A 26,368-nucleotide genomic window follows, 5' to 3' on the forward strand; every position below is an offset into this window, starting at 1 on the left:
TTGGCGTACGTTAACTCGTCCTATTCAGGACAAGGTGTTTGAAATCTTTGAATAGAGAAAGGAGTGATGGGGAGCTTGGGCTCTCGCTCCATGGCAAGGTCGGCGACCATTTCTCCAGTAATGGGGCCTAACTGATAGCCGTGAGCTGAGAACCCAAAAGCGTGAATAACATTATCGTGTTGACTGCTGAGACCGATGACAGGAATGTGATCCTGCATGACTGCCTCAACGCCTGCCCAGGTTCGCATGATGCGTGCCTCTTTCATGAACGGAAACAGGCTGACGACGGTATCGGCATTCTCCGCCAACCCATCCAAGCGGGTTTCGGCCACATGCCGAACAGTATCTACGTCACCGCGCACCCCTCCTCCAATCAAAACAGTACCGTTCTCAAACTGCTTAAAAGATAATGGCCGCGATGTGGCGCCCACTACTGTTCCTAAAAATGGCGATAGTCGCTCAGTGATCATTAACATGGGAGCTTCAGCAGTGAGAGGAACCGGCTCTCCTAACCATTTGCAAAGCTCTCCTGCCCAAGCGCCAGCACAATTGACAAGCAAGTCGGCATCGAAATGCTCACCGCCGCCGCTCAGCCGCCAGCCGTTTCCCTTGGACTCAATGGCGGTTATCTCGATACCTTCACGGAATCGGGCTCCCTGGCGTTCGGCCTCTCGACGCCAGGCGGTAACGGTGCGATAGGGGTTGGCAAAACCATCGCCATCGCACGCCAGCGCTCCCGGGCAGTGGTCGGCCAATGCCGGCAACCGACGGTGTAACTCGTCACGACCGATCAGGACTTCATGGTGAAACCCCAGGTCACGTACCTGACGCTCGCGGTCGGCAAGGATGGCCATGTCCTTATCGTTTTCGGCCACCTTGACCTGCCCGACGGGGCGAAATCCGCAGTCGTCACCGACGATGTCGGTCATGCACTTCCAGCGCTCCCAAGCTGCTACTGCCAACGGGATCTCTGCAGGGTGTCGGCCTAAACGCCTCACACCACCTGCATTGACGCCCGAGGCGTGACGGCCTGCATAGGCCTTGTCGATGACAGTGACTTCGTACCCTTGGAGACTTAACCGCAGCGCGGCACTGCAGCCATGAAAGCCAGCGCCCACAATAACTACGCGCCGAGCCATCAGCCTTCCTCCGCCGCCTTTGCAAGCTGTCCGAGGGTGATCGGTTTGAAAGGTGGTCGCAGTCTGTAATAGCCGGTTTCTTCAACACTCTGCTGATTGGCATCTGCTAGCAGTTCGCTCACGGTAATACCGCACATACGGCCTTGACACGGCCCCATGCCACAACGAGTGAATGACTTAGTTTGGTTGGGCCCCCGGCAGCCCATGTCAGCCATACGCCGGATTTCTCCGCCGGTTACCTCTTCGCATCGGCAGGCTAGCGTATCGTCATCGGGTAAGCGCCATTGTTTTGCAGGTCTATACAACACATCGAGAAAAGGCCTAATAGCGGTGTCACGCGCGAGTGCTTTACGAATTGGTTGGGCGCGTTCAGTACTGTTCTCCAAGGTTAATTTACCTAGCGCCAGGGCAGCCCCCAGCCCCGCTAATTGACCTTGCATGGCCGCGGCCTTGGCTCCTACGATACCGCCTCCATCACCCGCTACGGCAATACCTGGGATATCAGTGCCCAGCCACTCATCCAGACGTGGTCGCCAAGCTAATTGCTGCTCATCCCACTCATGGTGGCAATCCACCGCCCGAGTAATTTGGGTATTGGGGATAACGCCTTGATGAAGCAGCAAGGTAGGCGTTTCAAGTGTCTGCCAATTATCATCGCCCTGTTGCTTCCATAAAACGCGCTCCAACTGACCACTACCTTCGGCACGCAGAGCGCTTACACCTCTAATGTGGCGAACACCTGCACGACGTAGTTCACGTAATAGTCCCACCCCTTTTAATAAAGTGCTGACATTACGTAACGCACCGGGAACATGCTTGAGAGCGGCGCGATAGCGATCCCGTGGCGTTGTATCAAGAATGGCCGCTATCTCGACACCTGCGCGAAGATACTGAGTGGCCAGCAGCAATAATAAGGGGCCACAGCCGGCTAGTACGACTGGTGCCTGGGGCACAGCCCCGGCACTCTTGAGCAATATTTGACCACTTCCTGCTGTCATGACCCCTGGCAATGTCCAACCAGCTATTGGCATAGGCCGCTCCATGGCTCCTGTAGCAAGAATGATATGTCGCGCACAGATCATTTCTGCCTTGTCATCATGCAATAGCCCTATTTCGCGCTGCCGGGTCAATTGCCACACGGTGGATGCAGGGCGGTAGTCAATTTGAGGGTCTTTAAGCCCCTTGATTAGAGACTCACCAGACCAGTAATCCTCGCCAAGAATCCGCCGATCAAGCACAGGTGTACGTTCCAATGCACGATAAATTTGACCACCCGCCGCAGGCTGCTCATCTATTACCACCGGCGTAATGCCATGTTCGAGGGCAGTAGTTGCTGCGGCCATACCTGCTGGGCCGGTACCGAGAATAACTAGGTCATGCGTAATCATGAAGTTAATCTCCTGGCACCCTGCTGTGTATGGACATGCATCCCATCGCGAACTTCCGCTTGGCAGGCCTGAACATTGGGATTGCCATCAACTTCCACCAAACATTCAAAGCACACACCCATCATGCAGTAAGGAGCACGAGGGGCATTACTAACCGGCGTACTCCGGCAGATACTAATACCCGAAGTGAGTAATGCCGCAGCGACTGTATCGCCAGGGCGAGCCGTCACGGTCTGCTCATCAAAGCGGAAAGTTACTACCGCTTCGTTAGTGGCTTCAGGCGGGGATAGACGTTTGAACATGGAATCTCTCCGCAGTAAAAGGGGTAATCTCAGAAGGTGCTTCAGCGCCTGCGAACCAGGGCGCCAGACATTTCGCGTGAGCGGCGGCCAGCGTCACGCCGCTATGGCAACAGGCGACAAAGGCCCCGGGGTGGCTTTCGGATGCTTGATAAAGCGGGTAGCCATCGGGTGTCATGACCCGTAACGCTCCCCAGCTGCGAACAACTCGGGTATTGGCAAGTGCCGGCAATGCGCGTACGGCACGCTGGGCGATTTGAGCCAGCACCGGCGTTTCGGTGCCGTCATCGAAGCCGACATCTTCATGGGAATCGCCCATCAGTATCGAGCCCTCACCGGTCTGGCGCAGATACGTGGTGGGCAGGTCAAGCAACGGTCGCATGCGTTCGGTGACCAGGATTTCGCCTCGATTGGGTACAAGCGGTGCATCGAGCCCGACTTGCGGGGCCAGCTCTCGATTGCCGAGCCCGGCTGCCAAAATGACTCGTCCAACGGTGAGGGTCTGGTGATCACGTTCGATCACGAAGCTTCCGCCATTGCGCCGAATACGATTGACTTTACTGCCGGGCACGAACTCCCCGCCGTAGTGACGAATCCCATTGTGCAGGGCACGCAACAGATAGAGAGGATTGGCGTGGCCATCCCAGCTTGACCATGAAGCACCGGTAACGCTTTCGCCGATCTCGGGGATCAAGTCGCGTAGCTGGTCGTGATCCAGCATGTCGAACGTGAACTGACGACCGGTCGCCTGGGCTAGCGCATCGAGTTCCACCTCGCGATTCGCCAGCTCCGCTTGGCTATAGCAGAGATGGACGCCGCCGGGGTTGTGATGCTGGGTGGCGACTCCCGTCAGCTCAAAGAGCTCCTGGGAAAGTGCCGCCCACAGGGAAGCCGAGCGCATGCTCCAGCGCGAATAGAGAGGGATCTCCTGCCCCTTGCCTTGCACCCATACCAACCCGAAATTGCCGCGCGAGGCACGATAGGCCACATCGCCTTCATCCAGGACGCTGACCTGATGGCCTTGGCTGGCCAGCCCATAGGCAATCGCACTGCCTACTAGCCCCCCGCCGATCACGGCGAAATCACACTGCTGCATAGCTGGCTCCTTAACCCTTGCCGATGAGAACTTTGTCGATTCCGTAGAACCGGTCGAGCAGCACCATGAACAGCACCGTCAGCACGATCAGCACGGTAGAGACCGAGGCGATCAGCGGATCGACGGTGTGAGCGATATGGTTGTACATCTGTACAGGTAGCGTGGTCGTGCTGGGCGAGGCCACGAAAATGGTCATGGACAATTCATCGAAGCTGGTGGTGAACGCCAATATCCAGCCCCCTGCGACGCCAGGAAGAATCATCGGCATGGTGATACGTCGAAACGTCGTCCATTGGGAAGCCCCCAGCGACAAGGCGGCCTTTTCAGCGCTACGATCCATGCCGAATACCGATGCCATCACCAAGCGCATGGTGTAGGGCATGACGATAATCACATGGGCCGCAATCAATGCCCAGAAGCTACCGTAAATGCCTATCTGGGAGAAAAAGCTCAAAAACGCCACCCCGAGAACGACATGGGGGATCATCAGCGGCGACAGGAATAAACCAACCAACGCGTCACGGCCACGGAACCGGTAACGAACAATGGCCAGCGCCGCGGGCACCGCCAGCAAGGCCGAGAAACTGGCGGCAGCAATGCCGAGATATAGGCTATTCCAGAAAGCACGGATGAAGTCGTGGTGCTCGAAGATTGCCGTGAACCAGCGCAGCGAGAACCCGTCCGTGGGGTAGGAGAGATAGCCATGCGGCGTGAAGGCCACCAGCATTACCACCACCAGTGGGGCCAGCAGGAAAATGACGAATAGCGTGTGAAACGCCAGGGCGAGTTTACTATTACGTAGCATCGTGATGACTCCTAGCCCAGGGTACGGCGGAAACGCCGCTCCATCATGCGGTTGTAGCTCATCACCACGACGACATTGGCCACCAGCAGCACGATGGCGATCGCCGCCCCGAGCGGCCAATTCATGGTGCTGAGATATTCGTCGTAAGCAGCGGTGGCCGCCACCTTGAGACGCCGCCCACCGATAATGGCCGGCGTGGCGAAGGCGCTGGCGGACAAGGCAAAGACGATCAAGCTGCCGGAGAGGATTCCGGGCAGTACCTGGGGTATGACCACTCGACGAAAGACGGTGGCATGGCTAGCGCCCAAAGAAAGGCCGGCATGTTCGACGGCAGGATCGAGCTTCTGCAGGGCGGCCCATACCGAAATCACCATCAGCGGTACCAGCACATGAACCAGCGCGAGAATCACTCCCGTGTGGGTATACATCAAGTTACCGGCACTGGACTCGGCAATACCGCTTCCTTCCAGAAACTTGCCAAGCAAGCCGTTGCCACCGATCAACAGAACCCAGCCAAGCGTTCGCACGACCACTGAAATCAATAGCGGCGCCAGGGTGATGACAAGAAACAGCGAGCGCCATGGACTGCGCATGCGCGAAAGAATGTAGGCCTCCGGCACGCCGATCAAGATACACAGCACCACTACCACAATGCTGATGCCGTAGGTGCGCAGAAATATCTCGTGAAAATAACTGTCTTGCAGAACCTCGATATAGTTTTCGAGGCCGAATGACGAGACGATGCCGACCGAATAATCAAAACTGTTGAAACTGAGTATCAGCGTCATGATCAGCGGCATGCCCAGCAGGGCGAGAAAGAAAACGGCACCTGGGGCGCTCAACAACCACGGCACCGGATTAAGCGAGCGGGCCCGGGGTGTCGAAGAGGGAAGATGGGAAACAAGCTCAGCCATTTGCTTGCTCCCCCAGGACACGTACCGCCCCGTCTTGCCAGCAAATACCGACATCATCGCCTACCGCCGCCCCTTGGGCACCCAGGTTCGGCTGAGTGATCAACAGCTCGCCGGCACTACTGTCGACTTGATACAGCCAGTGGTTGCCCAGGAACAGTCGTGTCCGCACACGCCCCTGTAACTGGCCGGCCGTGTGCTGAGTCAACTCCAGCTTTTCCGGGCGAATCGACAGCTGAATCTTGTTCCCCTTGATCTCATCGGGCACGGCGATCTCGAGCCGGCAGTCGCCGAGCGTGACGTGGGCCTGGCTGCCTTCACGCTGGTCTATGTGGCAGTCAAACAGGTTGGTCTTGCCGACAAACGAAGAAACGAAGTTGTCTCTCGGGTTCTCGTAGGCTGCAAAGGGTTCGTCCACCTGTACCACCTTGCCCTGATTCATCACTACGACACGATCACTGAGCGAAAGCGCCTCCGATTGATCATGGGTTACCATCAGGGTCGTGGTGCCGACCTGCTGCTGGATATTACGCAGCTCGATCTGCATGTTTTCTCTCAGTTGTGCATCGAGGTTGGAAAGCGGCTCATCAAGCAGTAGCAACGGTGGCCGAATGACCAGCGCTCGGGCCAGGGCCACCCGCTGGCGTTGGCCACCCGACAGCTCGCGAGGATAACGATCTTCGAGGTGATCGAGACGCACCAGCTCCAGTGCTTCACTGACCTGCTGGCGGCTTTCACCGGCAGGGATCTTGCGCATTTCCAGGCCGAAACGAACGTTTTCCGCCACGGTCATGTGGGGAAACAGGGCATAGCTCTGGAACACGATACCGATACCCCGTTGATTGGGCTTGCAGGACGTAATGTCCTCACCCTTCATCAGGATACGTCCGCGAGTGGGCTCAACGAAGCCGGCAATCATTTGCAGGGTGGTCGTCTTGCCGCAACCTGACGGACCGAGTAGCGAGACGAACTCGCCCTGGTCGATATCGAGAGTGATGTCTTGCACGGCAGTATTGCTGCCGAAGCGCTTGGTCAACGACTCTAAACGAAGGAAACTCATGGCAGGACTCCTCCACACCCTTACCCATAGAACGAGGCAAGGGTGCGGTGTCTTTAGTGGATATCAACGAAGGAACGGGGTTGACGCGTGTCTAGCGCTCAACCTGACGGTTCCAACGATTGGTCCACTCGAGACGGTTGGGATTGATGACATCCCAGTCCACGGCCACTAGCTGGTCGATCTTTTCACCATAGGGGAGCACGCTTGCCAACTCGTCGGATAGCTGGGCATTCCGCTGTGCGGGGCCCCAGCCCTGGGTGTCAGCCAGCAGCTCCTGAGATTCCGGTGCCAGCAGGTGTTCGATAAAGGCCTCGGCCAGTTCGCGCTCCTCGCTGCCTTCGATGACACAGGCAGCTACCATCAGGGCGACGGCACCCTCTTCGGGGTAAGCAAAGGCGCCAGGGAAACCTGTGCTAGCCAGCGCACGCAAGCGCCCACTACCCCAGACCGACAAGGCGATTTCTTCATTCTGGAACAGCTCGGACATCTTGCCCGCCGAAGGCTCGAAAGAGAGGATGTTAGGCGCGACTTGCTCTTGCATGAATTCGAAACCGGGATCAATATCGCTTTCGCTTCCCCCGTTGAGACGCGCCGCCATTACCAGGGCATGCACACCATAAGTGTTACTGATGGAAGGAACGACTAGCTTGCCGGCGAACTTTTCATCGGCCAGGTCTTTCCATGAGGAGGGCGGCTCCCAGCCATTACGCTCGAACATGTCGGCATTGTAGGCAAACCCGGAAGCGACCAAGCCAACCCCGACGGCCTTGTCATCGGGGAAACGCGCGATGTCGTAGACGTCATCGAGCATGGCGGTATCTTGCATCGGCGCGCAGAAACCCAGGTTAACGGCTTGGTACATAGGACCATCGTCCATCAGCACCACATCCAGCTCCTGGTCACCACGCTGGGCTTGTAGCTTGGCCAGGGTATCGGTGGAGTTACCTGCCACGTAGATGATTTCCGCGTCATGCTCTTCGAGAAACGCTGGAATGATCTCATCGCGCATGGCTTGCTCGGTAGAGCCCCCGTAGGAGCCGACATAAAGCGGTTCAGCGAAAGCGGTATTGATGCCGAGAAACAGCAGTCCCGCCATAGCAGTCGTTTGGCTAGTCATTTTTTTCATGCTTGCAGTGTCCTGTCATTGATGTCGATGTTTTGCTTGTTGTTATCACTTGTTGTTATCAATGGCCGCCACCGCTTCTGTTATTGCTAGAAAACGGTCAGAAGGCGTGGGCAGTGCGACCTGGAATTTAAGCTAGCATCGCTTTTGTCATCAGGGCTAATGCCTTTTGTTAGCCATCCTATTCGCTAATGTTATGGGTTAATGGCATGGACGATGCGGAAAGCTGATCGGTAAGATATCGTTTCAACTCATCGAGAAACTCCAGCACCAATCGTGACGGCGGCCGGAAAGCAGGAAGTACAGCACTGTAATTAAAGGGAATTTCGGGGGTAAAGGAACGGGACACCAAGCCTCGCGAAAGGTAGCTATCCGCGGTGATCGGGTCGATCAACGATACCCCAGCTCCCGCCAGGACCAGCTCGCAAGCCACACTCGATAATTGGGTCTCTATACGCATTCGGCGCCTGATGCCCGCCTGCTGGAAGACCTGGTCAATAAGTGGCCTGACATCCTGGGTTTGCCCGAGAGAGACAAAAGACTCCCCCTCGAGATCATCAATGTTCACAACAGGCTGGCTGGCAAGGGGGTGATCGGGCAGCATCACTAGCCGCAACGCCCCACTGGCAATCGGGCGAATGGTGACGGAGGGGTCAACCAGTTGCATGCCTATCAGGCCGGCATCGCACTGTTGTGTCGCCACCCACTCCAGTACGCGCTGGGAGCTATGCACCTGCAGGGAGATGGTGATGCCTGGATGTCGTTCAGAGAAAGTGTTAACCATCGCCGGCAGGGCATTCAACGCCAAAGCGGGCATGCAGCTTAGCAGCAATCGGCCGGTACGAAATTCACGAATTTCGCGAGCCGTATCGGTAATTTTATCCAGGCCGACAAAGGCGCGCTCCACGTCTTCATAGAGGGCTAACGCTTCCGGCGTGGGAATTAATCTACCCTTGTGGCGTTGGAAAAGCGCAAATCCCACATGGAATTCTAGATCCCCGACCAAACGACTGACGGCAGGCTGGGAAACATGCAGTGTCTGAGCGGCACGCGTCACTGTCTTGTGAACCATTACCGCCCGAAAGGCTTCTATCTGGCGAAGATTAATCATTTTTCTGACGCTCCCGTGTCAGTCGGGTGGCTTTTGAGAAGCGTTGGCGAAACACGCCGATAAACTCCTGGGCGAGCTGAGATACGGGTTGGTCACGTGGCGTTAGCAAAGCAAAATACTCTCCTAACAAGGGAGAAAAAGGCCGTAATACCAAGTTCATGTCACTGAAAGCTCTAGCGCTGATGGGGTCGAGGATCGCGATGCCCACTCCTCGGCCGACTAGCCGGATCGCTTGCAGGGCCAGCGAGACTTCCAAGCGCCGTCTGGGGCGTAACTGTCTTGCTTCCATCAACCGCTCCAGGTCGAGGCGCAAGGGATCCTGCGGCTCGAAGCAGATCAGGGTCTCATTGGCAAGATCATCCACTTCCACCGTGTCACGTTCCGCAAGGGGATGGCCAGAGGGTAGCGCGCATAGGCTGTCGAGATGAAATACGTCGCTGTTCATGCGGTCATCGATTGCAGAAACAATAGCAAAGCCTAAGTCACAGCGCTGGGTGAGTACGTCTTCTACTACCTGGTCTGAGCGGAAAGTGGCCAGCTCAATCCTGGCATCGGGATGGCCAGGCGCGAAGTCCGCCAATACATCGGGCAGGAAGGTCATTCCCAGCAAAGGCATGGCACTGATACGCAGCCCCCCGACTTCACGCTCGCTGATCCGCCGCGCGGTACTGCGCAAGTGCTCCATGCCGCTCCATACCTTCTGTACCTCGCGATGAAATAGGCGCGCCTCCGGTGTCGGCACCAGACGCCCCCGAACACGCTCGAATAGCGTGAACCCTACGTCATGTTCCAGTTGCTTGAGCAGGCGCGTGACGCCCGGTTGTGCAATCAGCATACGCCTGGCGGCACCGGAAACAGTACCGATCTCCATGACATGCTTAAAAGCAAGGATCTGGCGGTCGCGCAAATGAAGAGAGGGCATAAGTCATAACTTTTACGCATGAAGTGGACAATTATTGGTATTGGATCGTATAGCCTACCCCTACCTATAGTCGAGCTTACTTAAACTAGATTGAGCTAGCGGCATGCAATTTGACTTCTTAATTATTGGTGGTGGCGTAGTAGGCATGGCTGTTGCCTATGGCCTACTGCGCAGAGGTCAAAAAGTTATCATGCTAGACGAAGGAGATGATGTTTTACGCGCATCACGAGGTAATGCCGGACTAACGTGGGTACAAGGAAAAGGTATAGGCATGCCTCGTTATGCCGAGTTGAGTCTACAGTCGAGCGATGCATGGCCTTTCTTTGCTAGTGAGATTAGCGAGCGCAGTGGTGTACCACTTGAATACTCTCGCCAGGGCGGTATTGATATTTGCTTTGACGTTCAGGAAGCCGAAGCACGTGTGGCCAACTATCGTAAACTTCAGGCTTCATCCCCCTATCTCGCACGCTATTTTCAATGGGAATACTTAGATAGACAGGCTCTGTTAACCCATCTCCCTGGCTTGGGTGAAAGCATTCACGGGGGCACTTGGTCTCCCCATGATGGTCATTGCAATCCGCTATTGCTTTTGCGAGCACTATTAACAGCCAGCCTTAAGATGGGTCTTAGCTATCACCCAGGCCGCTCGGTTCAGCGCCTCGAATCAAATATCGTTGGCTTCACTGCCAATACTCTAGGCGGTAACTTTTCAGCCGAGCGTATTATCGTAGCTGCAGGCCTAGGAGCGAAGCACCTCTCCCCCATGTTGGGCCTGAGCGGAGAAGTGTTTCCCTTGCGAGGGCAGATCCTCGTAACGGAAAAAATGCCTCTGATATCGCAACTTCCTACACCTCAGATAAGGCAAACCGGTAACGGTAGCTACTTGATCGGTGACACCCATGAACATGCAGGTCTAAACCGGGATGCGACTACCAGCATCATGGCGAAATTAGCAGCTCGTGGGGTGCGTATTTACCCACACCTGAAGAAAGCCAACATAGTCCGTGCTTGGGGTGCATTACGAGTAATGACACCTGATGGGTTTCCACTGTATGAATCGTCCAGAGCTTACCCAGGTGCCTATAACATCAATTGTCATAGCGGAATTAGTTTAGCTGCTTTCCACGCTGAAGAGCTGGCTCAAGCCTTGCTGCATGACCGATTGAGCTATGAATTTAGCGAATTTTCTAGTGCACGCTTTAGCAAGATTAACTAACAAAAACTTTATACCGAGAGTACGACGCCTCACACAACCATCGATAAAATCAAGAGGAATGCGAAATGCGTCAAGCTACCTGCTGCTTACTTTTCACGACAGTATTGATCGGCGGCCTCGCCCATGCTGATAGTAAGCCACTACGTATTGGGGTCGATGTTCCCTATGCGCCTTATCAGTATAAAGAGCCTGATGGCACCATCACAGGGTTTGAAGTTGAATTAGTCAATGCTGCTTGTGAACGCATGCAGCGCGAGTGCGAATGGGTAGAACAAGGTTGGGATGGAATTATTCCTGGGTTAATGGCGCGCAAATACGACCTTATAGCGTCAGCAATGAACATCACGGAAGAGCGTTCACGGCAAGTTAGCTTCTCGGCTCCCTACTACCAAGTACCATCCGTTTGGGTTAAAAGCATAAATAATGAGTACGACCTAGAAGGTGACTTGGCAGGGGTAGCAATCGGCGTGCAGCAGGCCACTATTCAAGATGAATATGTTACTAACTACTATCCTGATGCGGATATTCATCGATATGGTGATTCAGACTCTGTAGTTGCCGACATGCATGCTGAGCGCCTTGATCTGGTTTTCACCGCCTATTCTCTTGCTCAAGAAACGATGCTCAAGGACGAGCGTTTTCTACAAACGGGGGACTTAATTACCGGCCCTGAGTCGATTTATGGCCCCGGTATTGGTGCTGCTTTCCGCCCACGAGATGAAGCACTAATAGAAGCATTTGATAAGGCGATGCAAGAAATTAAAGAAGATGGAACATTCGACAATATTTATAACAATTATTTTAAAGATCAGTAACCTAATGGTTATTTATATTCTTTCCTAGGCACAACGCAACAAGCCGACCCAAGGGTCGGCTTGTTGCTTACTAACAGACGGCAACGCGGGCAAAGCGCTTAAAGCGCCAGGTCGTACTCAACGATTAGCGGTGCGAACTCTGAGAAGGTCGCATCGTAATCGATCCACGCGTCGACCACGTGGCGGCGGAAGTTGGGGCCGACTAACTGATAGTCGATCCGCCAGCCTTCCTGGCGCTCACGGGGCACGTCTTGGTCAAGCTTCGGCCACCAGGTGTACTCACCTGCATCGCGGTTAATTTCGCGGAAGGTGTCGATAAACCCGGTGGGACCAAGCACCTGATCCATCCAGGCGCGCTCTTCCGGGCGGAAGCCTGAGGTCAGTTGATTATCCGACCAGTTAGCCAAATCGACGGTTTTATGGGCAATATGCCAGGTACCGCAGAGGATGTATTCGCGGCGTTTGCGCGACATCTTCGTCAGGTACTCTTGATACTGCTCCATAAACGCCTGTTTGGCTTTTTGGTCACTTCCGTCAGGCATCAGGAAGGAGACGATACTGAAGCGTTCATAATCCGCCTGCAGAAAACGTCCTTCATGATCACACTGTGGAAACCCAAGGCCATACATAATCGCCTTGGGAATTTTGCGGCAATAGAGTGCCACACCGGAGAAACCGTCCTCTTCGGCATCCAGGAAATAGCCTTCATAGCCTTCCGGATACAGAATGTGGTCACCCAGTTCAAAACTTTTTGCCTTGATGTTCTGCACGCAGACCACGTCGACATCCTGCTGAGCCAGCCAGTCCAGGAAGCCACGATCGACGGCATCACGAATACCATTGACATTGATGCTGGCAATTTTCATAAATCGTCCCTTTTGCGTCGCTGCTGTATGATACCCGACGTTTAGACGTTTGGGTAAAGGCAGCTAGTAAAACTTGCCATTTACCCCACTTTTATTGTTGCTTTCGTACTGATTTAAACCTACCGCCTAGTGAGGAATGCCGTGGCCACCACTCTACAACCCTACCAGCGCGATTTCATTGCCTTTGCCATTGAGCAAGGCGTGCTTAAGTTTGGCGAGTTTACGCTTAAATCTGGCCGCGTTAGCCCCTACTTTTTCAACGCAGGGCTGTTTCAAACCGGTCGTGCGCTGGCCAAACTGGGGCGTTTTTACGCCCAGGCGATTGTCGATAGCGGCTTAAACGCCGACGTTCTGTTTGGCCCGGCGTACAAAGGCATCCCACTGGCGGCAGTCACCGCGGCGGCACTGGCCGATCATCACGACCGGGATATGCCCTACGCCTTCAACCGCAAAGAGGCTAAAACCCACGGCGAAGGCGGCAATATCGTGGGCGCACCGCTTGCCGGCGATATTTTAATTATTGATGACGTGATTACCGCGGGCACCGCTATTCGCGAAGTGATGAGCCTGATCGAACAGAGCGGTGCCCAGGCCGCCGGGGTAATTATCGCACTCGACCGTCAAGAGCGCGGTCAAGGCGAGCAGAGTGCGATTCAGGAAGTGCAGGCTCAGTATGCCATGCCGGTGGTCAGTATCGTCACCCTGGAGCAAGTGCTCACTTACCTGGAAGAGCATGCCGGTGGCGAAATGCTCGCCTACGCTGAAGCGATCAGGGCTTATCGTGACCGCTATGGGATTACCAGTTGATTAGACCTACAACGCGCCAGCAAAACCTTGCTGGCGCCACGCCTCGTAGCTCACAATAGCCACGGCATTGGAAAGGTTTAGGCTACGGTTGTTCGGCTGCATGGGCAGGCGCAATTTATGCTCCGAAGTTAGCGCTTCATGCACCTGGGGTGAGAGCCCAGCGGTTTCAGAGCCAAACAGCAGTACATCTCCTGGGGCAAAGTCCGCATCGCTGTAGGTGCGGGTTCCCTTGGTAGTGATCGCCCAAATGCGCCGCCCCTGCATGGTTTGCTGAAAGGCGCTAAAATCGGCGTGGCGAGTGACGTTGTCGAGGTCGCGGTAATCCAGCCCGGCGCGACGCAGCTTTTTCTCTTCCAGGTCGAAGCCAAGCGGCTCAATCAGGTGTAACCGGCAGCCATTGTTGGCAACCAAGCGCATGATATTGCCCGTATTGGGCGCCATACGCGGTTCAAAAAGCGCTACTTCAAACATCTCCACCTGCCTGTTTATTATGCATTCGCCAAGCGGACGATTGTACTTGAAACCGTACTTGAAATCGTAATTGAAACCGCCTGCAACTCTCGTAGAGGACGACCGACGCCATGACGCCCGCAACGCCCAAGAGCATTCTTAGCCGCATCAAAGGGCTAAACCCGCGCCAACAGGAAGCCGTGCGCTACATTGATGGCCCTTGCCTGGTGTTGGCGGGTGCAGGTTCCGGTAAAACCAGCGTTATCACCACTAAAATTGCCTATTTGGTGCAAGAGTGTGGGATGAGCGCGCGCAGAATCGCCGCGGTGACCTTTACCAATAAAGCCGCCCGAGAGATGAAAGAGCGCGTGGGCCAGATGCTCCACGGCAAAGAGGGCCACGGGCTGACGGTCTCTACATTTCACACCCTGGGGCTGAATATTATCCGTGGCGAGCTTAAAACCCTGGGCTATAAACCAGGCTTTTCGCTATTTGACCCGGAAGACGCCAAAGCACTGCTGCGCGATTTGATGAATAAAGACGCTCAGGTGGACGCCGAGCAGATCAACGCCGTGCAGAGCAAAATTTCCACCTGGAAGAACGACTTGGTGCTGCCCAGCGATGCGCTCTCGTTTGCGGCTGATGACGATGAGCACTTTGCCGCTCGGGTGTATGAAGCCTACGTACGCCATTTAAAAGCCTACAACGCGGTGGATTTCGATGATCTGATTCTGCTGCCGGTGGTACTGCTCAAGAACGATACGGAAGCACTAGAGCGCTGGCGGCGCAAAATCCACTATATGCTCGTCGATGAGTATCAAGACACCAACGTCTCCCAGTACCTGCTGGTGAAACTGCTGATGGCGGAGCGCTCCACCTTTACCGTGGTAGGCGACGATGACCAGTCGATCTACGCCTGGCGCGGTGCACGCCCTGAAAACCTGATTACCCTGGGTGAGGATTTCCCACGCCTGAAAGTCATCAAGCTGGAGCAAAACTACCGCTCTACCGCCACGATACTGCGCGCCGCCAACACACTGATCGCCAATAACCCCCACGTTTACGAGAAGACACTATGGTCTGATATGGGCGACGGCGCGCCTATTCGAGTAATCGTGAATCGTCATGAAGAGGCGGAGTCTGAGCGGGTCGCCAGCGAAATGCTCACCCGTCGTATCAAGGAAAAGGCCGAGTGGCGGGACTTTGCGGTGCTTTATCGGGGCAATTTCCAGGCCCGCTTGTTAGAGCTTAAGCTGCAGCACTACCAAATTCCTTACAAGCTCTCCGGTGGTACGTCGTTTTTCTCGCGCAACGAGATTAAAGACACCATGGCTTACCTGCGCCTGCTGATTAATCCCGCCGACGACAACGCTTTTTTGCGCATTGTGAACGTGCCACGCCGCGAAGTGGGCCCTGGAACGGTAGAGAAGCTCGCCAACTATGCTACAGAACGCTCAATTTCGCTGTTTGCCGCCTGCCATGAGCTTGGGTTGGAGCAAGTATTACCGACCCGAGCCGTGGAGCGGTTGTCGCGCTTTACCCACTTTATCGACGGCGTGCGCAAGCGCATGGATCAAGGCGATGCCATTGCCGCCATTCGCGACATGCTGCGGGATATGGATTACGAAGCTTGGCTGTATCAAAACGCCAGCGCGCCCACCGTCGCCGAACGTCGCATGGCCAACGTGTGGATTCTAATCGACCAGCTAGAAAAATCCCTCAACCGCGACCCAGAGGATGATACCGATTCCACCGAGACCGAAACCGACGGCGTAGAAGCAGCTATTTCACGCTTGGTACTGCGCGATATTCTGGAGCAGCAGGCGGAAGAGGATGACTCGGATAGAGTACAGCTACTCACCATGCACGCCTCAAAAGGCCTGGAGTTCCCCCACGTCTATTTAATGGGCTTGGAAGAGGATCTACTGCCTCACCGCAACGCCATCGAAGTAGGCACTGTGGAGGAGGAGCGGCGGCTGGCCTATGTGGGCATTACCCGGGCGCGGCGCACGCTAACGCTGACGCTTGCCCGCCAGCGCAAAGCCTACGGTGAACTGATGGACTGTACGCCCAGCCGCTTTTTAGACGAGCTTCCCGGGGAGGATTTGGAGTGGGAAGGTCGTGCCGATAAAGAGGATCCGGATAAGAAGCAGGCCCGCGGTAAAGACGCCATTGCCGGGCTGCGTTCGCTGCTGGGGTGATAAAGTGGGAGTTATAAAATTAGGCTTTTAAAAAAAGAATATCCACAGGGCGGCGACTAAAACACCCTGTGGATAAATTTACCAAGCTAAATCATTGCTGCTTACTTTACTGGGCTTCAGCCATTAAATAATCGACAACGGCCATCACTTCTTCATCGGAAAGATTGGGATTACCGCCTTTGGCTGGCATAGCGCCGATACCGTTAATGGCGCTGGCGTAGAGCTCATCAGCCCCCTTCTCTAAACGCGCCGCCCAAGCTTCTGAATCGCCAATTGTCGGTGCGCCAGCAACGCCGTTATCGTGACATGCCACACAGCCAGAGCTTGCGTAGAGGGCTTCACCGTCTAAGTCGCTGCCACCGCTGGCTTCTTCACTCGCTGCATCGTCGTTAGAAGCCATTTCTTCAGTTGCCGCTTCACCTTCAGCAGCGGCGGTCTCTTCGGTAGCGGCCTCATCGGCGGCACCTTCGTCGCTAGAAGCTTCGGCCTCTGCAGCAGCTTCATCACCGCCACTCAACTCGGGCACTTCCATAACCGGCTCAACCATATAGGCGACCGCCGCTTCCACTTCTTCATCGGAAAGGTTGGGGTTACCGCCTTTCGCCGGCATGGCGCCAATACCGTTAATAGCGTGATCTAGCAGCGTGGCGAAGCCTTGTTCAGCACGTTCAGCCCAGGCCTCTTCATCACCACGAATAGGTGCGCCCGCAGCGCCCGATTCATGACAGGCGCTACATACATTACCGTAGATGCCCTCACCGTCGATATCACCGCCACTGCTACTATCGCTAGGAGGTGCCGCTGCGGTGCCACAGTCTTGGCCTTGTAAACAGAGTTGACCCACCGGCGCCAAACGCTCGGCAATCGCATCACGTGCGGCGTCATCTTGGGCATAAACACTGGATGTGCCCGCCATGAAGCCGAGGGCCGCCAGCCCGCTCATGATCAGCTTAGCTTTCACTCTCACCACCTCTTGAGTATTGTCATCAAACTTTTATCCTCAACCCCTGTGCGTGGCAGCGCCAATATCGACGGTGCGCAGCTGAGACGCCAAGACGTGCATATAGGACTAGTATAACGGCAACGCAAAGCGCAAGAAAATGCTACTAAGCGCGCCTATTCAACCGTTGACTACTATTGGCAGCTTAATTTGGCAAACTCCTCCTCTCACCACTGCCTTTCCAGGCGAATAAACGTTGCTGCGCATAGCGTATGAAACCCGCCTGCTGGTAAAGCCGTTTAGCCGGTAAATTTATGTCATCTACCGCCAGCGTGACCTCCTGCACGCCAGCCTGCTGGGCAAGCGCGAGGCCTTTATTTAACAACGAGCGCCCCAAGCCTTTGCCACGCCAATTCGGTGTTAGTCCCATTAGCATTAGCTCCCAACGGCCTAGCGCAGGGCGCGGCGCAAGCAGTAGCACACCCACCACAGCCTCGTGATAGCCCACTGCGTACCAGTGCTGTGGCGCTTGGGGATCCTGCTGATAAAACCCATTCAATAACTCTTCCACTGAGAGTACGTCGCGCAGGGGTCGGCTATCCAGCGAACCCTGACCCACTGCGGCCAGCAGATTCAGCTGTTCCGCCCAAGAAAACTCGCAAAGCGGCTGCAGTGAAAGCGGCAGCGCTTCATTCATCGCTAAGCGGTAGCGGCTACTGCCGGTTAAATGATCCAAGCAAGCCAAACGCTGCATGCCATGCTCACGTAGCAGCGCTTCTGATACGGGCGCCTGGGATGACAGCTCCAAGTGGCACAAGCGAATATTGTGGGCTTCTACCCATGCATTGGCCGCACACAATAGCGCGCTAGTATGCACACCCTGTTCGCTGGGCAACGGCTTGGGTAACCATAGCTGCGCCATATTCATGGGCAGAGGTTGTACCCAGATGGCGCTCACTAACTGGCCTGCCTCAATAGTTATCCATAGCCCATCCCACTGGACATCTGGTTGATTGTACATTGCCTTTACGGCAGCGCTCAGTGCCGCTTGCTGTTCAGGGTCATGAGCAGCAGCCAGCTGCAGCAGTGCCTCGCGACGCCGTGCTGGCGGGCAAAGTACTACCTCTGGGCTATTTGAGGGGTCACTAGACGTCATGGCTGATCAATCAAATGCCGAGCTCCGAAGAAGTAATAAAGCGTGCTACGTTATTAGCCTACAATTTATAACCTCATCCTGACGGCCTAAGCCTTTGCACGCCACCCTTATCCGTGCTTATTTCAAAGGTTAATGGCAGCGAATGATTTAAAGGAGTAACCATCCCGCCATGCGTATATTGTTGGTAGAAGACGATCCGAGCTTAGCCTCGGGCATTCGCTTGGCATTAAAGCCCGAGAATTTTACGGTGGATCACCTGAGTGATGGTGTTAGCGCTTTGGCCGCGTTAAAGGAAGGTGAACCTTTTGATGCGGTCATTCTCGATCTGGGGCTACCTCGTATGGATGGTATGCAGGTACTGGAAGCCGTGCGGCGGCTGGGCAATCGCGTGCCCATTTTGGTATTAACCGCTCGCGATGCCGTCGATGAACGTATCGCCGGGTTGGATGCAGGTGCCGATGATTATTTAACCAAGCCGTTTGAGGTCGCTGAATTAAAAGCCCGCCTGAGAGCCTTGTTGAGACGTAGCAGTGATCAGGTAAACAGCGCCCTAGAATGCCGAGGTATTCGCCTTGATCCGTTAACCATGCAGGTTAGCTACCAGGGGAAACCCGTGGTGTTATCACGACGGGAATTAACCCTGCTGCAAGAGTTTATGAGTCACCCTGGGCGAGTGTTCACCCGCGATACCCTAACGCGCTTGGTCTATGGCTGGGATGAAGATGTAGAAAGCAATGCCATTGAAGTACATGTGCACCACCTTCGGCGAAAATTCTTTCCTCACCTGATTAGCACACTACGCGGCATTGGTTACGTAATGGATAAAACGGATCAGGATCAGCACTCATGACCTCTATCCGCCAACGCACTCTGGGGCTAGCGCTGCTGGTGTTTGGCATTAGCATGCTGGTGATTGGCTTTATCAGCTATCGCTACGCTGCCCATGAAATTGAAGCACTGTACGATGCCAGTCTTGAGCAAAATGCGCGCTTATTAGAAGGTTTGTTGCAAGCACCGCTGCCAGATGAAGCCCGGGGTGTACTGCTCAACAGCCTAGAAAGCGCTCTAGGCAAAACGGCGAGATCTGATCGACGCTTTGCAGGTTACCGGGCGGATAGCCAGCTGGGCTTTCAGCTATGGGAACGGAACCGCCTCCTGTTGCGCTCAGCTAATGCCCCTGAGTCGCCGTTGGCCGATCTCCCTTTGGGTTTCACTAGTCAGTCTATTGATGAGATCCAATGGCGCATTTATGTACTCGACATCCCCAACTCCATACAGCGGATTGTGGTTAGCGAGCGCGAAGACGTTCGCGGGGAGCTGATCAGGGCGGTAGCATTGCGCACGTTACTGCCCGACCTGATTGGCCTGCCGCTACTCACCGCCCTGCTGTGGTGGTCGATTGGCTGGGGCTTGGTACCACTGTTGCGCATGGCCGAGCAAATTCGCAATCGTGATCCGCATAATTTACAGCCCCTCACCCTCAGCCCACTGCCCCAGGAACTAGATACTATCGCCGGTGCGCTCAACCGGCTGTTAGAGCGAATCCGCATAATGCGCGTGCGTGAAAAGCGCTTTATTGCCGATGCCGCGCATGAATTACGTACCCCGTTAGCAGTGCTTGATCTACACGCCCAGAATGCCCTGACTGCCGACAATCTTGAAGATCGTCAGGAGGCGCTCAGTCACCTTCGCGGCGGCGTTGCACGGGCCACGCGCTTGGTTACCCAACTCTTAACGCTGGCTCGCCTGGAGCCTGAAGAGGAGTCGCAGCCTGAATACCGCACTAGCCAGTTGCTTAGTGAAGTGCGTGAGACCCTGGCCAAGCTTTCGCCGCTGGCCGCTGAGCGCGAACAGCAGCTACTGTTAAATGCAGATGAGCAGGCAGATTGGTCGATATTAGAAGAGCCCGGTGCCATTGAAACCCTGGTACAGAATCTGGTCGGTAATGCTATCCAACACTCGCCTAACCATAGTGTCATCAGCATCACCCTAGCGACGACGCCACAAAGCTTTCAATTAACGGTGGATGACCAAGGCCCGGGGATACCAATCAATGAACGCAAAAAAGTGGTTGAGCGCTTTCAACGCTCGGGCCCCAGTGCTGGTTCAGGATTAGGACTTTCCATCGTTGAGCGGCTGGTCACACGCCATAGCGGCACCCTTCAGCTTGATGATGCCCCCAGTGGGGGATTGCGTGTGCGTATTGTTTTACAGCGCCTAAAAGAGGAGTAGCACCCTCTTTTCTTGCTAAACTGAGTTTTATGAGTCTCTTAAGGTTGCGATAAGAATTGCGTGCAACTGTGGAGGTGCAAGGCGAGCCAGACACCCACGGCTCCCTCTTTTCTCCACATGGAGGTACCCTGATGAACCAAGTGACTTTTTCACCTAAACCCTTAATTCAACTAGGCTCAGCACCACTGCTAGCCAAGCCAACTGCGCGGCGGCTACTGCCTACTAGCCCAGCGATGACGGTACTGACCGACTTTTCCCAAGTCATGCCTCAATCCGTTGATGCCGACACGCCTATCGACGAGGCGCATCTCAAGATGCGTTATAGCGGTGTAAGACTGCTGTTCGTGATGGATCACCAAGCGCACTGCATCGGAATTATTAACTCAAAAGAAGTGATTGGTACGCGGCGTATCAACATCGCCATGCAGCAGCGTAACCTCAGCCGCGAAGAAGTGACCGCTGAAATGATCATGACCCCGTGGCACAAGCTTAGCGCCATGACCATCACCCAGCTGGCATCGCTGACCATTGAGGATCTGGTGCTGTCGATGGAAGCCGTGACCGATCAACACCTGTTAATCACAGAGCAAAACGATAACCACGAACTTAGAATTCGCGGCATTATCTCAGCCAGTGATATACAGAGCGCGGTAGGTAAAGAAATCAACCCGGTGCCTATGGCGAAAAGCTTCGCTGATATTTGCCAAGTCATAACTGGCCACGATCTATAACGACTGATCGTTAACCCATTTAATTTACATCTAGAAACGCCCCTCACTGGTTACTCAGTGAGGGGCGTTTTCAGTTTGCTATACAGCGTTTAAAACAACGCGCCGTTAATCCAAAGATGCGTCGCAATGCTGGCGGCATAGCCCAGCAATATTGCCGGTACCCAGCGAAGGTGTACGGCAAAGGTATAAATACCTCGCGCCTGCCCCATAAGGGCAACCCCCGCGGCTGAGCCCATAGAGAGCAAACTACCCCCCACGCCTGCGGTTAAGGTAATCAACAGCCAGTTACCCTCCGTCATATCCGGGGCCATGGAAAGTACTGCGAACATCACCGGGATGTTGTCCACGACTGCCGAGATAAGCCCCAGCACCACGTTCGCCCACACCGGGTTCCAACTGCCGTAGAGCGTTTCGGAAAGCAGGCTGAGGTAGCCCATAAAGCCAAGGCCACCCACACACATTACAACCCCGTAGAAGAACAGCAGCGTATCCCACTCGGAACGAGCGATACGGCTGAAAATATCGAAGGGAACCACGCTACCCAGCTGCTCCAGCTTCTTCCAATCGCCCCGGCGGGAGTAGCGCTCACGCTTGCGTTCAAGCGAACGCGGCAGGCTGCGGCGTAGGTAGTAACCAAAGAACTGCAGCAGGCCTAAACCAAACATCATGCCCATGGCAGGCGGTAAGTAGAGGATAGAATGGCACAGTACCGAGATGGCCACGGTAATCAAAAACAGTACGATAATTCGCCGTGCGCCGCGCTTGAGCCAGACATTCTCTTTAAGCGAAGCAGGCTGACGATTGACGATAAAGAAATTCATGATAACCGCAGGCACCATGAAATTAACCACCGCCGGAAGCAGCAGCGCGAAGAAGCCTTCAAATGGTACTTGGCCCGCCTGCCACACCATCAGCGTGGTGATATCGCCAAATGGGCTAAAAGCACCACCCGCGTTAGAAGCTACCACCACATTGACACAGCAAAGGCCGATAAACTTATTATCACCCTCGGCCACTTTGAGTACCACGGCGCACATCAGCATGGCGGTGGTCATATTGTTGGCAATCGCCGAAATACCGAATGCCATGACACCGGTAATCCAGAACAAGGAGCGATAGCTGAAGCCTTTACGCACTAGCCAAGAACGTAGCGCATCAAATACCCGACGCTCTTCCATGGCGTTGATATAGGTCATTGCCACCAGCAAAAACAGCAGTAGCTCAGCGTATTCAAGCAGTGTTTCACGGAAGGCGGTTTCCGCCTCTTCCGGCATCCCCGCTTGTACATAGACCCAGGCCACTAGCGCCCAGATAAGCCCTGCCGCAACCAGCACCGGCTTAGACTTACGCATATGCAGTAGCTCTTCACTCATCACCAACGCATAGGCGAGCACGAAGATCACGACAGAAGAGATACCGGCAAGCGAAAGAGTAAGATCAAGGGGCCCAGCGGCGGCATAAGAGAGGGAAGGAAAGACAAAAAGCGTGCAGGCGAGCAACAACCAAGCGACCCGGCTAGCATAATGCCGGGTTACGTGGACGTTTGGTGGTTTCATGGCGATGTTATCCAATCAGAAGGGAAAAAGACCGCCACGATCATAAGCACCCTAATGACATGCTGCAACGCAACGGTTGCGCATAAGATGCGACTTATTGCCGCATCTCGTAAAGCGTTTTTATTAGTTCAACTACTCACAAGGTTTGGCGTCGTCGTCACTCCACCGTCACGCTCTTGGCCAGATTACGGGGCTGGTCAACATCTGTACCCTTGAGCACGGCCACGTGGTAACTCAATAGCTGTAGCGGCAGGGTATACAGCAGCGGCGCCAGCGCTTCGTGCACGTGTGGCAGGGTCAGCACACGAATATCTTCCTGAACGTCGATACCCACGCTTTCATCGGCGAACACAAACAGTTTGCCGCCGCGGGCACGGACTTCCTGAAGGTTGGATTTTAGCTTTTCAAGCAGATCATCGTTGGGGGCGACCGATATCACTGGCATTTCGCTATCCACTAGCGCCAGCGGGCCATGCTTTAACTCCCCTGCGGGATACGCCTCGGCATGAATATAGGAAATCTCTTTGAGCTTTAACGCCCCTTCAAGGGCAATCGGATAGTGAGCTCCGCGCCCCAAGAAGAGCGCATGATGTTTCTCTGCAAACGCTTGGGAAAGTATTTCGATCTGGCTATCCAACGCCAACACCCGCTGACACACCTCCGGCAACGTGCGCAGCGCAGCGATAATATCCGGATACTCAACCTGATTTTTGGCTTTACTGACCGAAAGCGTCAGCAGCATTAACGCCACTAACTGGGTAGTAAAGGCTTTGGTAGAGGCCACGCCAATTTCAGGGCCCGCGCGGGTCATCAGAGACATATCCGACTCCCGCACCAGCGAACTACCGGGCACGTTACAAATCGCCAGCGAGCCCACATAATTGAGGGTTTTAGCAAAGCGTAAAGCAGCCAGGGTGTCAGCGGTTTCGCCGGACTGGGAGAGGGTGACAAACAGCGTGCCTTCGGGCACGACCGGGTGGCGGTAGCGATATTCAGAGGCCACCTCGACCTGCACCGGCACCCCCGCATAACGCTCCAGCCAATAGCGCGCCACCAGCCCCGCATGGTAGCTGGTGCCGCAGGCAATGATATGCACGTGGCGAGTGCGCTGGAAAAGCGCCAGCGCATCGGGGCCAAAGCTCTCTATTAACACGCTTTGAACGCTCAGCCGCCCCTCTAGTGCCGCCTCAATCACCGTTGGCTGCTCGAAAATCTCTTTGAGCATATAGTGGCGGTAATCGCCCTTACTGGCCGCGCCATCGCCGTGCTCAAAGGTATGAATAGGGCGCTCGACGTCGTTACCGTGGCGATCCACTATGCGAATGGCACCCTGCTCGCGCAGCTCGACCAAATCACCCTCTTCAAGGTAAATAAAACGATCTGTGACCGGCAGCAGCGCCAGCGGGTCAGAGGCTAAAAAGGCCTCATTAATCCCCACACCGACCACCAGCGGACTACCTTGGCGCGCGCCAACCACCACGCCAGGTTCTTGAGCACACATTACGCCCAGTGCGTAGGCGCCGCCTAAGCCGTTAACGATCTGCTGGGTAGCATCAAACAGGCTGAGCCCATCAGCCAGCTTTTCGGAGAGTAAGTGAGCAATTACTTCGGTGTCGGTTTCTGAGCTAAACGCATAGCCACTGCGCTGGAGGCTCTCTTTTATAGCCTCGTAGTTCTCAATGATACCGTTATGCACAACGGCAACCTGATCGCTACTGTGGTGCGGGTGCGCATTGGCCTCAGAGGGTTTACCGTGGGTTGCCCAGCGGGTATGCGCGATACCCGAAAAACCCGGTAGCGCGGCCTTATCCAATTGAGCGGTAAGCGCCGCCACTTTTCCAAGCGCACGATGGCGGGTTAATACGCCGTCGTTGAACACCGTCATACCGGCTGAATCGTAGCCGCGATATTCCAGGCGTTTTAGTCCTTCTAATAGAATTTCTTGGACGTTGCGCTGGGCAACGGCGGCTACAATGCCACACATAATCACTCTCCTAGTTTATTAACCAGAGCTCTTCACAAACGCTACTCGACCAACCCGCTGAACGGTAGAACGACGACCATTGATTCTAAATACGTCTTTTTAATGATTCTTAGCACCATTTAAAAACGATTTTAAGCGCTGTTTTAAGGACTGACTCAAGAGCCCTCTTTAATTGCTTCCTTCCCGCCCTATGGCTTTGTCACTTTACTGGGACGCAGCCAATCAATTTTTTCTAGCTGACGGCCTCGCGTAACGGCCAACGCATAGTCGGTGACATCTTTAGCAATCGTAGACCCAGCCCCTATGGTAGCGCCTTTGCCTACTGAAACAGGTGCGACCAAGGCGGTGTTCGAGCCGATGAAGGCGTTATCACCAATATCGGTGTGGTGCTTGTTAGCGCCGTCGTAGTTACAGGTGATCGTGCCTGCCCCCACGTTCACGTCACGCCCCAATCGGGCATCACCGACGTAGCTTAAGTGATTAATCTTACTGCCCTCACCAACATCGGCGTTTTTGGTTTCAACGAAATTGCCCACCTTGGCTTTTACTGCTAGCCGCGTGCCGGGGCGAAGTCGCGCAAAGGGGCCAACCTGGTTCAGACCAGCTGCCACGGTGCCGTCTATCACGCTGTGGGGCTCTATCACGCTCTCTGCACCAATGGTGCTGTTTTTGATCACGCAGTAGGGGCCAATGCGCACACCCTCGCCTAGTTCCACCTCGCCTTCAAATACACAACCCACGTCGATAAACACATCGTGACCGCAGGTCAAACGTCCGCGCACATCGAGCCGTTCGGGGTCGGCAAGTGCCACTCCTTGTGCCATTAACTTATCGGCCAACTGGCGTTGATAAACGCGCTCCAAGCGAGCCATTTGCGCTCGATTATTAACCCCTTCCACTTCAACGGCGGAGGCCGGTTGGGCAGTGCATACCTTGATGCCTTCCGCTGCGGCCATGGCAATTACATCGGTCAGGTAGTACTCACCCTGGGCATTTTCTGCGGAGAGCTGCGGTAACCAGCGTTTAAGCTGGGCACTCGTCATGGCCATAATACCGGTATTGCATTCGGTAATCGCAAGCTCGGCACTGCTGGCATCTTTTTGCTCAACAATCGCCACTGCTTCGCCTGCGTCGTCACGCACAATTCGCCCATAGCCCGAGGGGTCAGCTAGCGTTACCGTCAACAGCCCCATGTGCTGCTCATCCACATGGGCCAACAGCTCGCTCAGGGATTCCCGCTGCAGCAGCGGTACATCGCCGTAAAGGATTAACACCTTACCGCTCCCTAACTGCTCGAGCGCTTGCGCCACCGCGTGTCCGGTGCCCTTCTGCTCGGCCTGAACGGCAAACTTTACAGGCTTTTCTGCCAGCACTTCGCGCAGTTGGTCAGCGCCATGACCAATAACGACATGGGTGCGATCCGGCTGCAACCCTGAAGCGGTATCCAGCACGTGCTGCACCATTGGCTTGCCGGCCAAGGGATGCAGCACTTTAGGAATTTGTGAACGCATCCGCGTGCCTTTACCCGCGGCGAGAATGACAATATCCAGTTCTTGCATA

The 26,368-nt window shown here is 54.9% G+C and carries 24 protein-coding genes; 7 read left to right on the plus strand and 17 right to left on the minus strand.

Annotated features, from left to right (window positions below; genetic code table 11):
• Nucleotides 1-20: 20 nt before the first annotated feature.
• From YERSI8AC_RS24755 to YERSI8AC_RS24800, 10 genes are all read right to left on the minus strand, one after another.
• Nucleotides 21-1,139 (minus strand): NAD(P)/FAD-dependent oxidoreductase, encoded by a 1,119-nt coding sequence (locus YERSI8AC_RS24755; RefSeq protein ID WP_159177840.1) that lies wholly within the window; start codon nucleotides 1,137-1,139, stop codon nucleotides 21-23.
• Nucleotides 1,139-2,527: an NAD(P)/FAD-dependent oxidoreductase gene (locus YERSI8AC_RS24760; protein WP_159177841.1), complete on the minus strand. Its 1,389-nt coding sequence runs from the start codon at nucleotides 2,525-2,527 to the stop codon at nucleotides 1,139-1,141. Before YERSI8AC_RS24760 ends, YERSI8AC_RS24755 begins: the two co-directional genes overlap by 1 nt.
• The gene (locus YERSI8AC_RS24765) at nucleotides 2,524-2,829 is read right to left on the minus strand and encodes a (2Fe-2S)-binding protein (protein ID WP_159177842.1); all 306 of its coding nucleotides are present in this window, start codon (nucleotides 2,827-2,829) and stop codon (nucleotides 2,524-2,526) included. The genes YERSI8AC_RS24760 and YERSI8AC_RS24765 overlap by 4 nt, the downstream gene beginning before the upstream one ends.
• A complete protein-coding gene (locus tag YERSI8AC_RS24770) occupies nucleotides 2,804-3,922 on the minus strand; it encodes an NAD(P)/FAD-dependent oxidoreductase (protein WP_159177843.1) in 1,119 nt (372 codons plus the stop codon). The genes YERSI8AC_RS24765 and YERSI8AC_RS24770 overlap by 26 nt, the downstream gene beginning before the upstream one ends.
• A gap of 10 nt (nucleotides 3,923-3,932) precedes the next feature.
• Nucleotides 3,933-4,727 (minus strand): ABC transporter permease, encoded by a 795-nt coding sequence (locus YERSI8AC_RS24775; RefSeq protein ID WP_159177844.1) that lies wholly within the window; start codon nucleotides 4,725-4,727, stop codon nucleotides 3,933-3,935.
• Between the two features lie 11 nt (nucleotides 4,728-4,738).
• Nucleotides 4,739-5,662, minus strand: coding sequence for an ABC transporter permease (locus tag YERSI8AC_RS24780; protein ID WP_236557214.1), 924 nt, complete (start codon nucleotides 5,660-5,662; stop codon nucleotides 4,739-4,741).
• A complete protein-coding gene (locus tag YERSI8AC_RS24785) occupies nucleotides 5,634-6,698 on the minus strand; it encodes an ABC transporter ATP-binding protein (RefSeq protein WP_159177845.1) in 1,065 nt (354 codons plus the stop codon). Before YERSI8AC_RS24785 ends, YERSI8AC_RS24780 begins: the two co-directional genes overlap by 29 nt.
• A 91-nt stretch (nucleotides 6,699-6,789) precedes the next feature.
• Nucleotides 6,790-7,824, minus strand: a complete 1,035-nt coding sequence (locus YERSI8AC_RS24790) for an ABC transporter substrate-binding protein (RefSeq protein ID WP_159177846.1) — start codon at nucleotides 7,822-7,824, stop codon at nucleotides 6,790-6,792.
• Between the two features lie 178 nt (nucleotides 7,825-8,002).
• Nucleotides 8,003-8,932 carry a LysR substrate-binding domain-containing protein gene (locus YERSI8AC_RS24795; RefSeq protein WP_159177847.1) on the minus strand — a complete coding sequence of 310 codons (930 nt, stop codon included), beginning with the start codon at nucleotides 8,930-8,932 and terminating at the stop codon, nucleotides 8,003-8,005.
• Nucleotides 8,925-9,854 (minus strand): LysR family transcriptional regulator, encoded by a 930-nt coding sequence (locus tag YERSI8AC_RS24800; protein WP_159177848.1) that lies wholly within the window; start codon nucleotides 9,852-9,854, stop codon nucleotides 8,925-8,927. The genes YERSI8AC_RS24795 and YERSI8AC_RS24800 overlap by 8 nt, the downstream gene beginning before the upstream one ends.
• A gap of 103 nt (nucleotides 9,855-9,957) precedes the next feature.
• On the opposite strand from YERSI8AC_RS24800, the gene YERSI8AC_RS24805 reads away from it, so the two are divergent.
• Nucleotides 9,958-11,070, plus strand: coding sequence for an NAD(P)/FAD-dependent oxidoreductase (locus tag YERSI8AC_RS24805; protein ID WP_159177849.1), 1,113 nt, complete (start codon nucleotides 9,958-9,960; stop codon nucleotides 11,068-11,070).
• A 65-nt stretch (nucleotides 11,071-11,135) separates the two neighbouring features.
• Nucleotides 11,136-11,885, plus strand: a complete 750-nt coding sequence (locus YERSI8AC_RS24810; protein WP_159177850.1) for a transporter substrate-binding domain-containing protein — start codon at nucleotides 11,136-11,138, stop codon at nucleotides 11,883-11,885.
• 98 nt (nucleotides 11,886-11,983) lie between these two features.
• On the opposite strand, the gene YERSI8AC_RS24815 is transcribed toward YERSI8AC_RS24810, so the two are convergent.
• Nucleotides 11,984-12,751 carry an exodeoxyribonuclease III gene (locus tag YERSI8AC_RS24815; protein ID WP_009286323.1) on the minus strand — a complete coding sequence of 256 codons (768 nt, stop codon included), beginning with the start codon at nucleotides 12,749-12,751 and terminating at the stop codon, nucleotides 11,984-11,986.
• A 141-nt stretch (nucleotides 12,752-12,892) separates the two neighbouring features.
• Between YERSI8AC_RS24815 and pyrE the strand changes: the two genes are divergently transcribed.
• Nucleotides 12,893-13,558: an orotate phosphoribosyltransferase gene (pyrE, locus tag YERSI8AC_RS24820; RefSeq protein WP_159177851.1), complete on the plus strand. Its 666-nt coding sequence runs from the start codon at nucleotides 12,893-12,895 to the stop codon at nucleotides 13,556-13,558.
• A 6-nt stretch (nucleotides 13,559-13,564) separates the two neighbouring features.
• On the opposite strand, the gene YERSI8AC_RS24825 is transcribed toward pyrE, so the two are convergent.
• Nucleotides 13,565-14,029, minus strand: coding sequence for a tRNA (cytidine(34)-2'-O)-methyltransferase (locus YERSI8AC_RS24825; RefSeq protein WP_159177852.1), 465 nt, complete (start codon nucleotides 14,027-14,029; stop codon nucleotides 13,565-13,567).
• A gap of 110 nt (nucleotides 14,030-14,139) precedes the next feature.
• Between YERSI8AC_RS24825 and rep the strand changes: the two genes are divergently transcribed.
• Entirely contained in the window at nucleotides 14,140-16,209 is a 2,070-nt protein-coding gene (rep, locus tag YERSI8AC_RS24830) for a DNA helicase Rep (RefSeq protein ID WP_009286326.1), read from the plus strand.
• Between the two features lie 106 nt (nucleotides 16,210-16,315).
• Here the strand turns inward: rep and YERSI8AC_RS24835 are convergent, their stop codons facing one another.
• Both YERSI8AC_RS24835 and YERSI8AC_RS24840 read right to left on the minus strand, forming a co-directional pair.
• Nucleotides 16,316-17,170 carry a c-type cytochrome gene (locus tag YERSI8AC_RS24835; RefSeq protein ID WP_159177853.1) on the minus strand — a complete coding sequence of 285 codons (855 nt, stop codon included), beginning with the start codon at nucleotides 17,168-17,170 and terminating at the stop codon, nucleotides 16,316-16,318.
• Nucleotides 17,171-17,354: 184 nt separating this feature from the next.
• Nucleotides 17,355-18,305, minus strand: a complete 951-nt coding sequence (locus YERSI8AC_RS24840) for a GNAT family N-acetyltransferase (RefSeq protein ID WP_159177854.1) — start codon at nucleotides 18,303-18,305, stop codon at nucleotides 17,355-17,357.
• Nucleotides 18,306-18,474: 169 nt separating this feature from the next.
• On the opposite strand from YERSI8AC_RS24840, the gene YERSI8AC_RS24845 reads away from it, so the two are divergent.
• The 3 genes from YERSI8AC_RS24845 (at nucleotide 18,475) to YERSI8AC_RS24855 (ending at nucleotide 21,268) form a co-directional block, all read left to right on the plus strand.
• Nucleotides 18,475-19,155 (plus strand): response regulator transcription factor, encoded by a 681-nt coding sequence (locus tag YERSI8AC_RS24845; protein ID WP_159177855.1) that lies wholly within the window; start codon nucleotides 18,475-18,477, stop codon nucleotides 19,153-19,155.
• Nucleotides 19,152-20,537 (plus strand): ATP-binding protein, encoded by a 1,386-nt coding sequence (locus YERSI8AC_RS24850; protein ID WP_009286329.1) that lies wholly within the window; start codon nucleotides 19,152-19,154, stop codon nucleotides 20,535-20,537. The genes YERSI8AC_RS24845 and YERSI8AC_RS24850 overlap by 4 nt, the downstream gene beginning before the upstream one ends.
• 131 nt (nucleotides 20,538-20,668) lie before the next feature.
• Nucleotides 20,669-21,268, plus strand: a complete 600-nt coding sequence (locus YERSI8AC_RS24855) for a CBS domain-containing protein (RefSeq protein ID WP_022521062.1) — start codon at nucleotides 20,669-20,671, stop codon at nucleotides 21,266-21,268.
• 89 nt (nucleotides 21,269-21,357) lie between these two features.
• Here YERSI8AC_RS24855 and nhaD read toward each other — a convergent pair whose 3' ends face one another.
• The 3 genes from nhaD to glmU all read right to left on the minus strand — a co-directional run bounded on the left by nhaD (nucleotide 21,358) and on the right by glmU (nucleotide 26,367).
• A complete protein-coding gene (gene nhaD / locus YERSI8AC_RS24860) occupies nucleotides 21,358-22,824 on the minus strand; it encodes a sodium:proton antiporter NhaD (protein ID WP_022521061.1) in 1,467 nt (488 codons plus the stop codon).
• A 157-nt stretch (nucleotides 22,825-22,981) separates the two neighbouring features.
• A complete protein-coding gene (gene glmS, locus YERSI8AC_RS24865) occupies nucleotides 22,982-24,808 on the minus strand; it encodes a glutamine--fructose-6-phosphate transaminase (isomerizing) (protein ID WP_159177856.1) in 1,827 nt (608 codons plus the stop codon).
• A gap of 188 nt (nucleotides 24,809-24,996) precedes the next feature.
• Nucleotides 24,997-26,367: a bifunctional UDP-N-acetylglucosamine diphosphorylase/glucosamine-1-phosphate N-acetyltransferase GlmU gene (gene glmU / locus YERSI8AC_RS24870; RefSeq protein ID WP_022521059.1), complete on the minus strand. Its 1,371-nt coding sequence runs from the start codon at nucleotides 26,365-26,367 to the stop codon at nucleotides 24,997-24,999.
• Between the last annotated feature and the right edge of the window lies 1 nt (nucleotide 26,368).

The organism is Halomonas sp. 113, from assembly GCF_904067645.1.
GTDB classification, from domain to species: domain Bacteria; phylum Pseudomonadota; class Gammaproteobacteria; order Pseudomonadales; family Halomonadaceae; genus Vreelandella; species Vreelandella titanicae.

Coding starts and splice junctions, on each gene's coding strand:
- YERSI8AC_RS24755 (WP_159177840.1), bottom strand. CDS start 1,139: ATGGCTCGGCGCGTAGTTATTGTGGGCGCTGGCTTTCATGGCTGCAGT.
- YERSI8AC_RS24760 (WP_159177841.1), bottom strand. CDS start 2,527: ATGATTACGCATGACCTAGTTATTCTCGGTACCGGCCCAGCAGGTATG.
- YERSI8AC_RS24765 (WP_159177842.1), bottom strand. CDS start 2,829: ATGTTCAAACGTCTATCCCCGCCTGAAGCCACTAACGAAGCGGTAGTA.
- YERSI8AC_RS24770 (WP_159177843.1), bottom strand. CDS start 3,922: ATGCAGCAGTGTGATTTCGCCGTGATCGGCGGGGGGCTAGTAGGCAGT.
- YERSI8AC_RS24775 (WP_159177844.1), bottom strand. CDS start 4,727: ATGCTACGTAATAGTAAACTCGCCCTGGCGTTTCACACGCTATTCGTC.
- YERSI8AC_RS24785 (WP_159177845.1), bottom strand. CDS start 6,698: ATGAGTTTCCTTCGTTTAGAGTCGTTGACCAAGCGCTTCGGCAGCAAT.
- YERSI8AC_RS24790 (WP_159177846.1), bottom strand. CDS start 7,824: ATGAAAAAAATGACTAGCCAAACGACTGCTATGGCGGGACTGCTGTTT.
- YERSI8AC_RS24795 (WP_159177847.1), bottom strand. CDS start 8,932: ATGATTAATCTTCGCCAGATAGAAGCCTTTCGGGCGGTAATGGTTCAC.
- YERSI8AC_RS24800 (WP_159177848.1), bottom strand. CDS start 9,854: ATGCCCTCTCTTCATTTGCGCGACCGCCAGATCCTTGCTTTTAAGCAT.
- YERSI8AC_RS24805 (WP_159177849.1), top strand. CDS start 9,958: ATGCAATTTGACTTCTTAATTATTGGTGGTGGCGTAGTAGGCATGGCT.
- YERSI8AC_RS24810 (WP_159177850.1), top strand. CDS start 11,136: ATGCGTCAAGCTACCTGCTGCTTACTTTTCACGACAGTATTGATCGGC.
- YERSI8AC_RS24815 (WP_009286323.1), bottom strand. CDS start 12,751: ATGAAAATTGCCAGCATCAATGTCAATGGTATTCGTGATGCCGTCGAT.
- YERSI8AC_RS24825 (WP_159177852.1), bottom strand. CDS start 14,029: ATGTTTGAAGTAGCGCTTTTTGAACCGCGTATGGCGCCCAATACGGGC.
- rep (WP_009286326.1), top strand. CDS start 14,140: ATGACGCCCGCAACGCCCAAGAGCATTCTTAGCCGCATCAAAGGGCTA.
- YERSI8AC_RS24840 (WP_159177854.1), bottom strand. CDS start 18,305: ATGACGTCTAGTGACCCCTCAAATAGCCCAGAGGTAGTACTTTGCCCG.
- YERSI8AC_RS24845 (WP_159177855.1), top strand. CDS start 18,475: ATGCGTATATTGTTGGTAGAAGACGATCCGAGCTTAGCCTCGGGCATT.
- YERSI8AC_RS24850 (WP_009286329.1), top strand. CDS start 19,152: ATGACCTCTATCCGCCAACGCACTCTGGGGCTAGCGCTGCTGGTGTTT.
- YERSI8AC_RS24855 (WP_022521062.1), top strand. CDS start 20,669: ATGAACCAAGTGACTTTTTCACCTAAACCCTTAATTCAACTAGGCTCA.
- nhaD (WP_022521061.1), bottom strand. CDS start 22,824: ATGAAACCACCAAACGTCCACGTAACCCGGCATTATGCTAGCCGGGTC.
- glmS (WP_159177856.1), bottom strand. CDS start 24,808: ATGTGTGGCATTGTAGCCGCCGTTGCCCAGCGCAACGTCCAAGAAATT.
- glmU (WP_022521059.1), bottom strand. CDS start 26,367: ATGCAAGAACTGGATATTGTCATTCTCGCCGCGGGTAAAGGCACGCGG.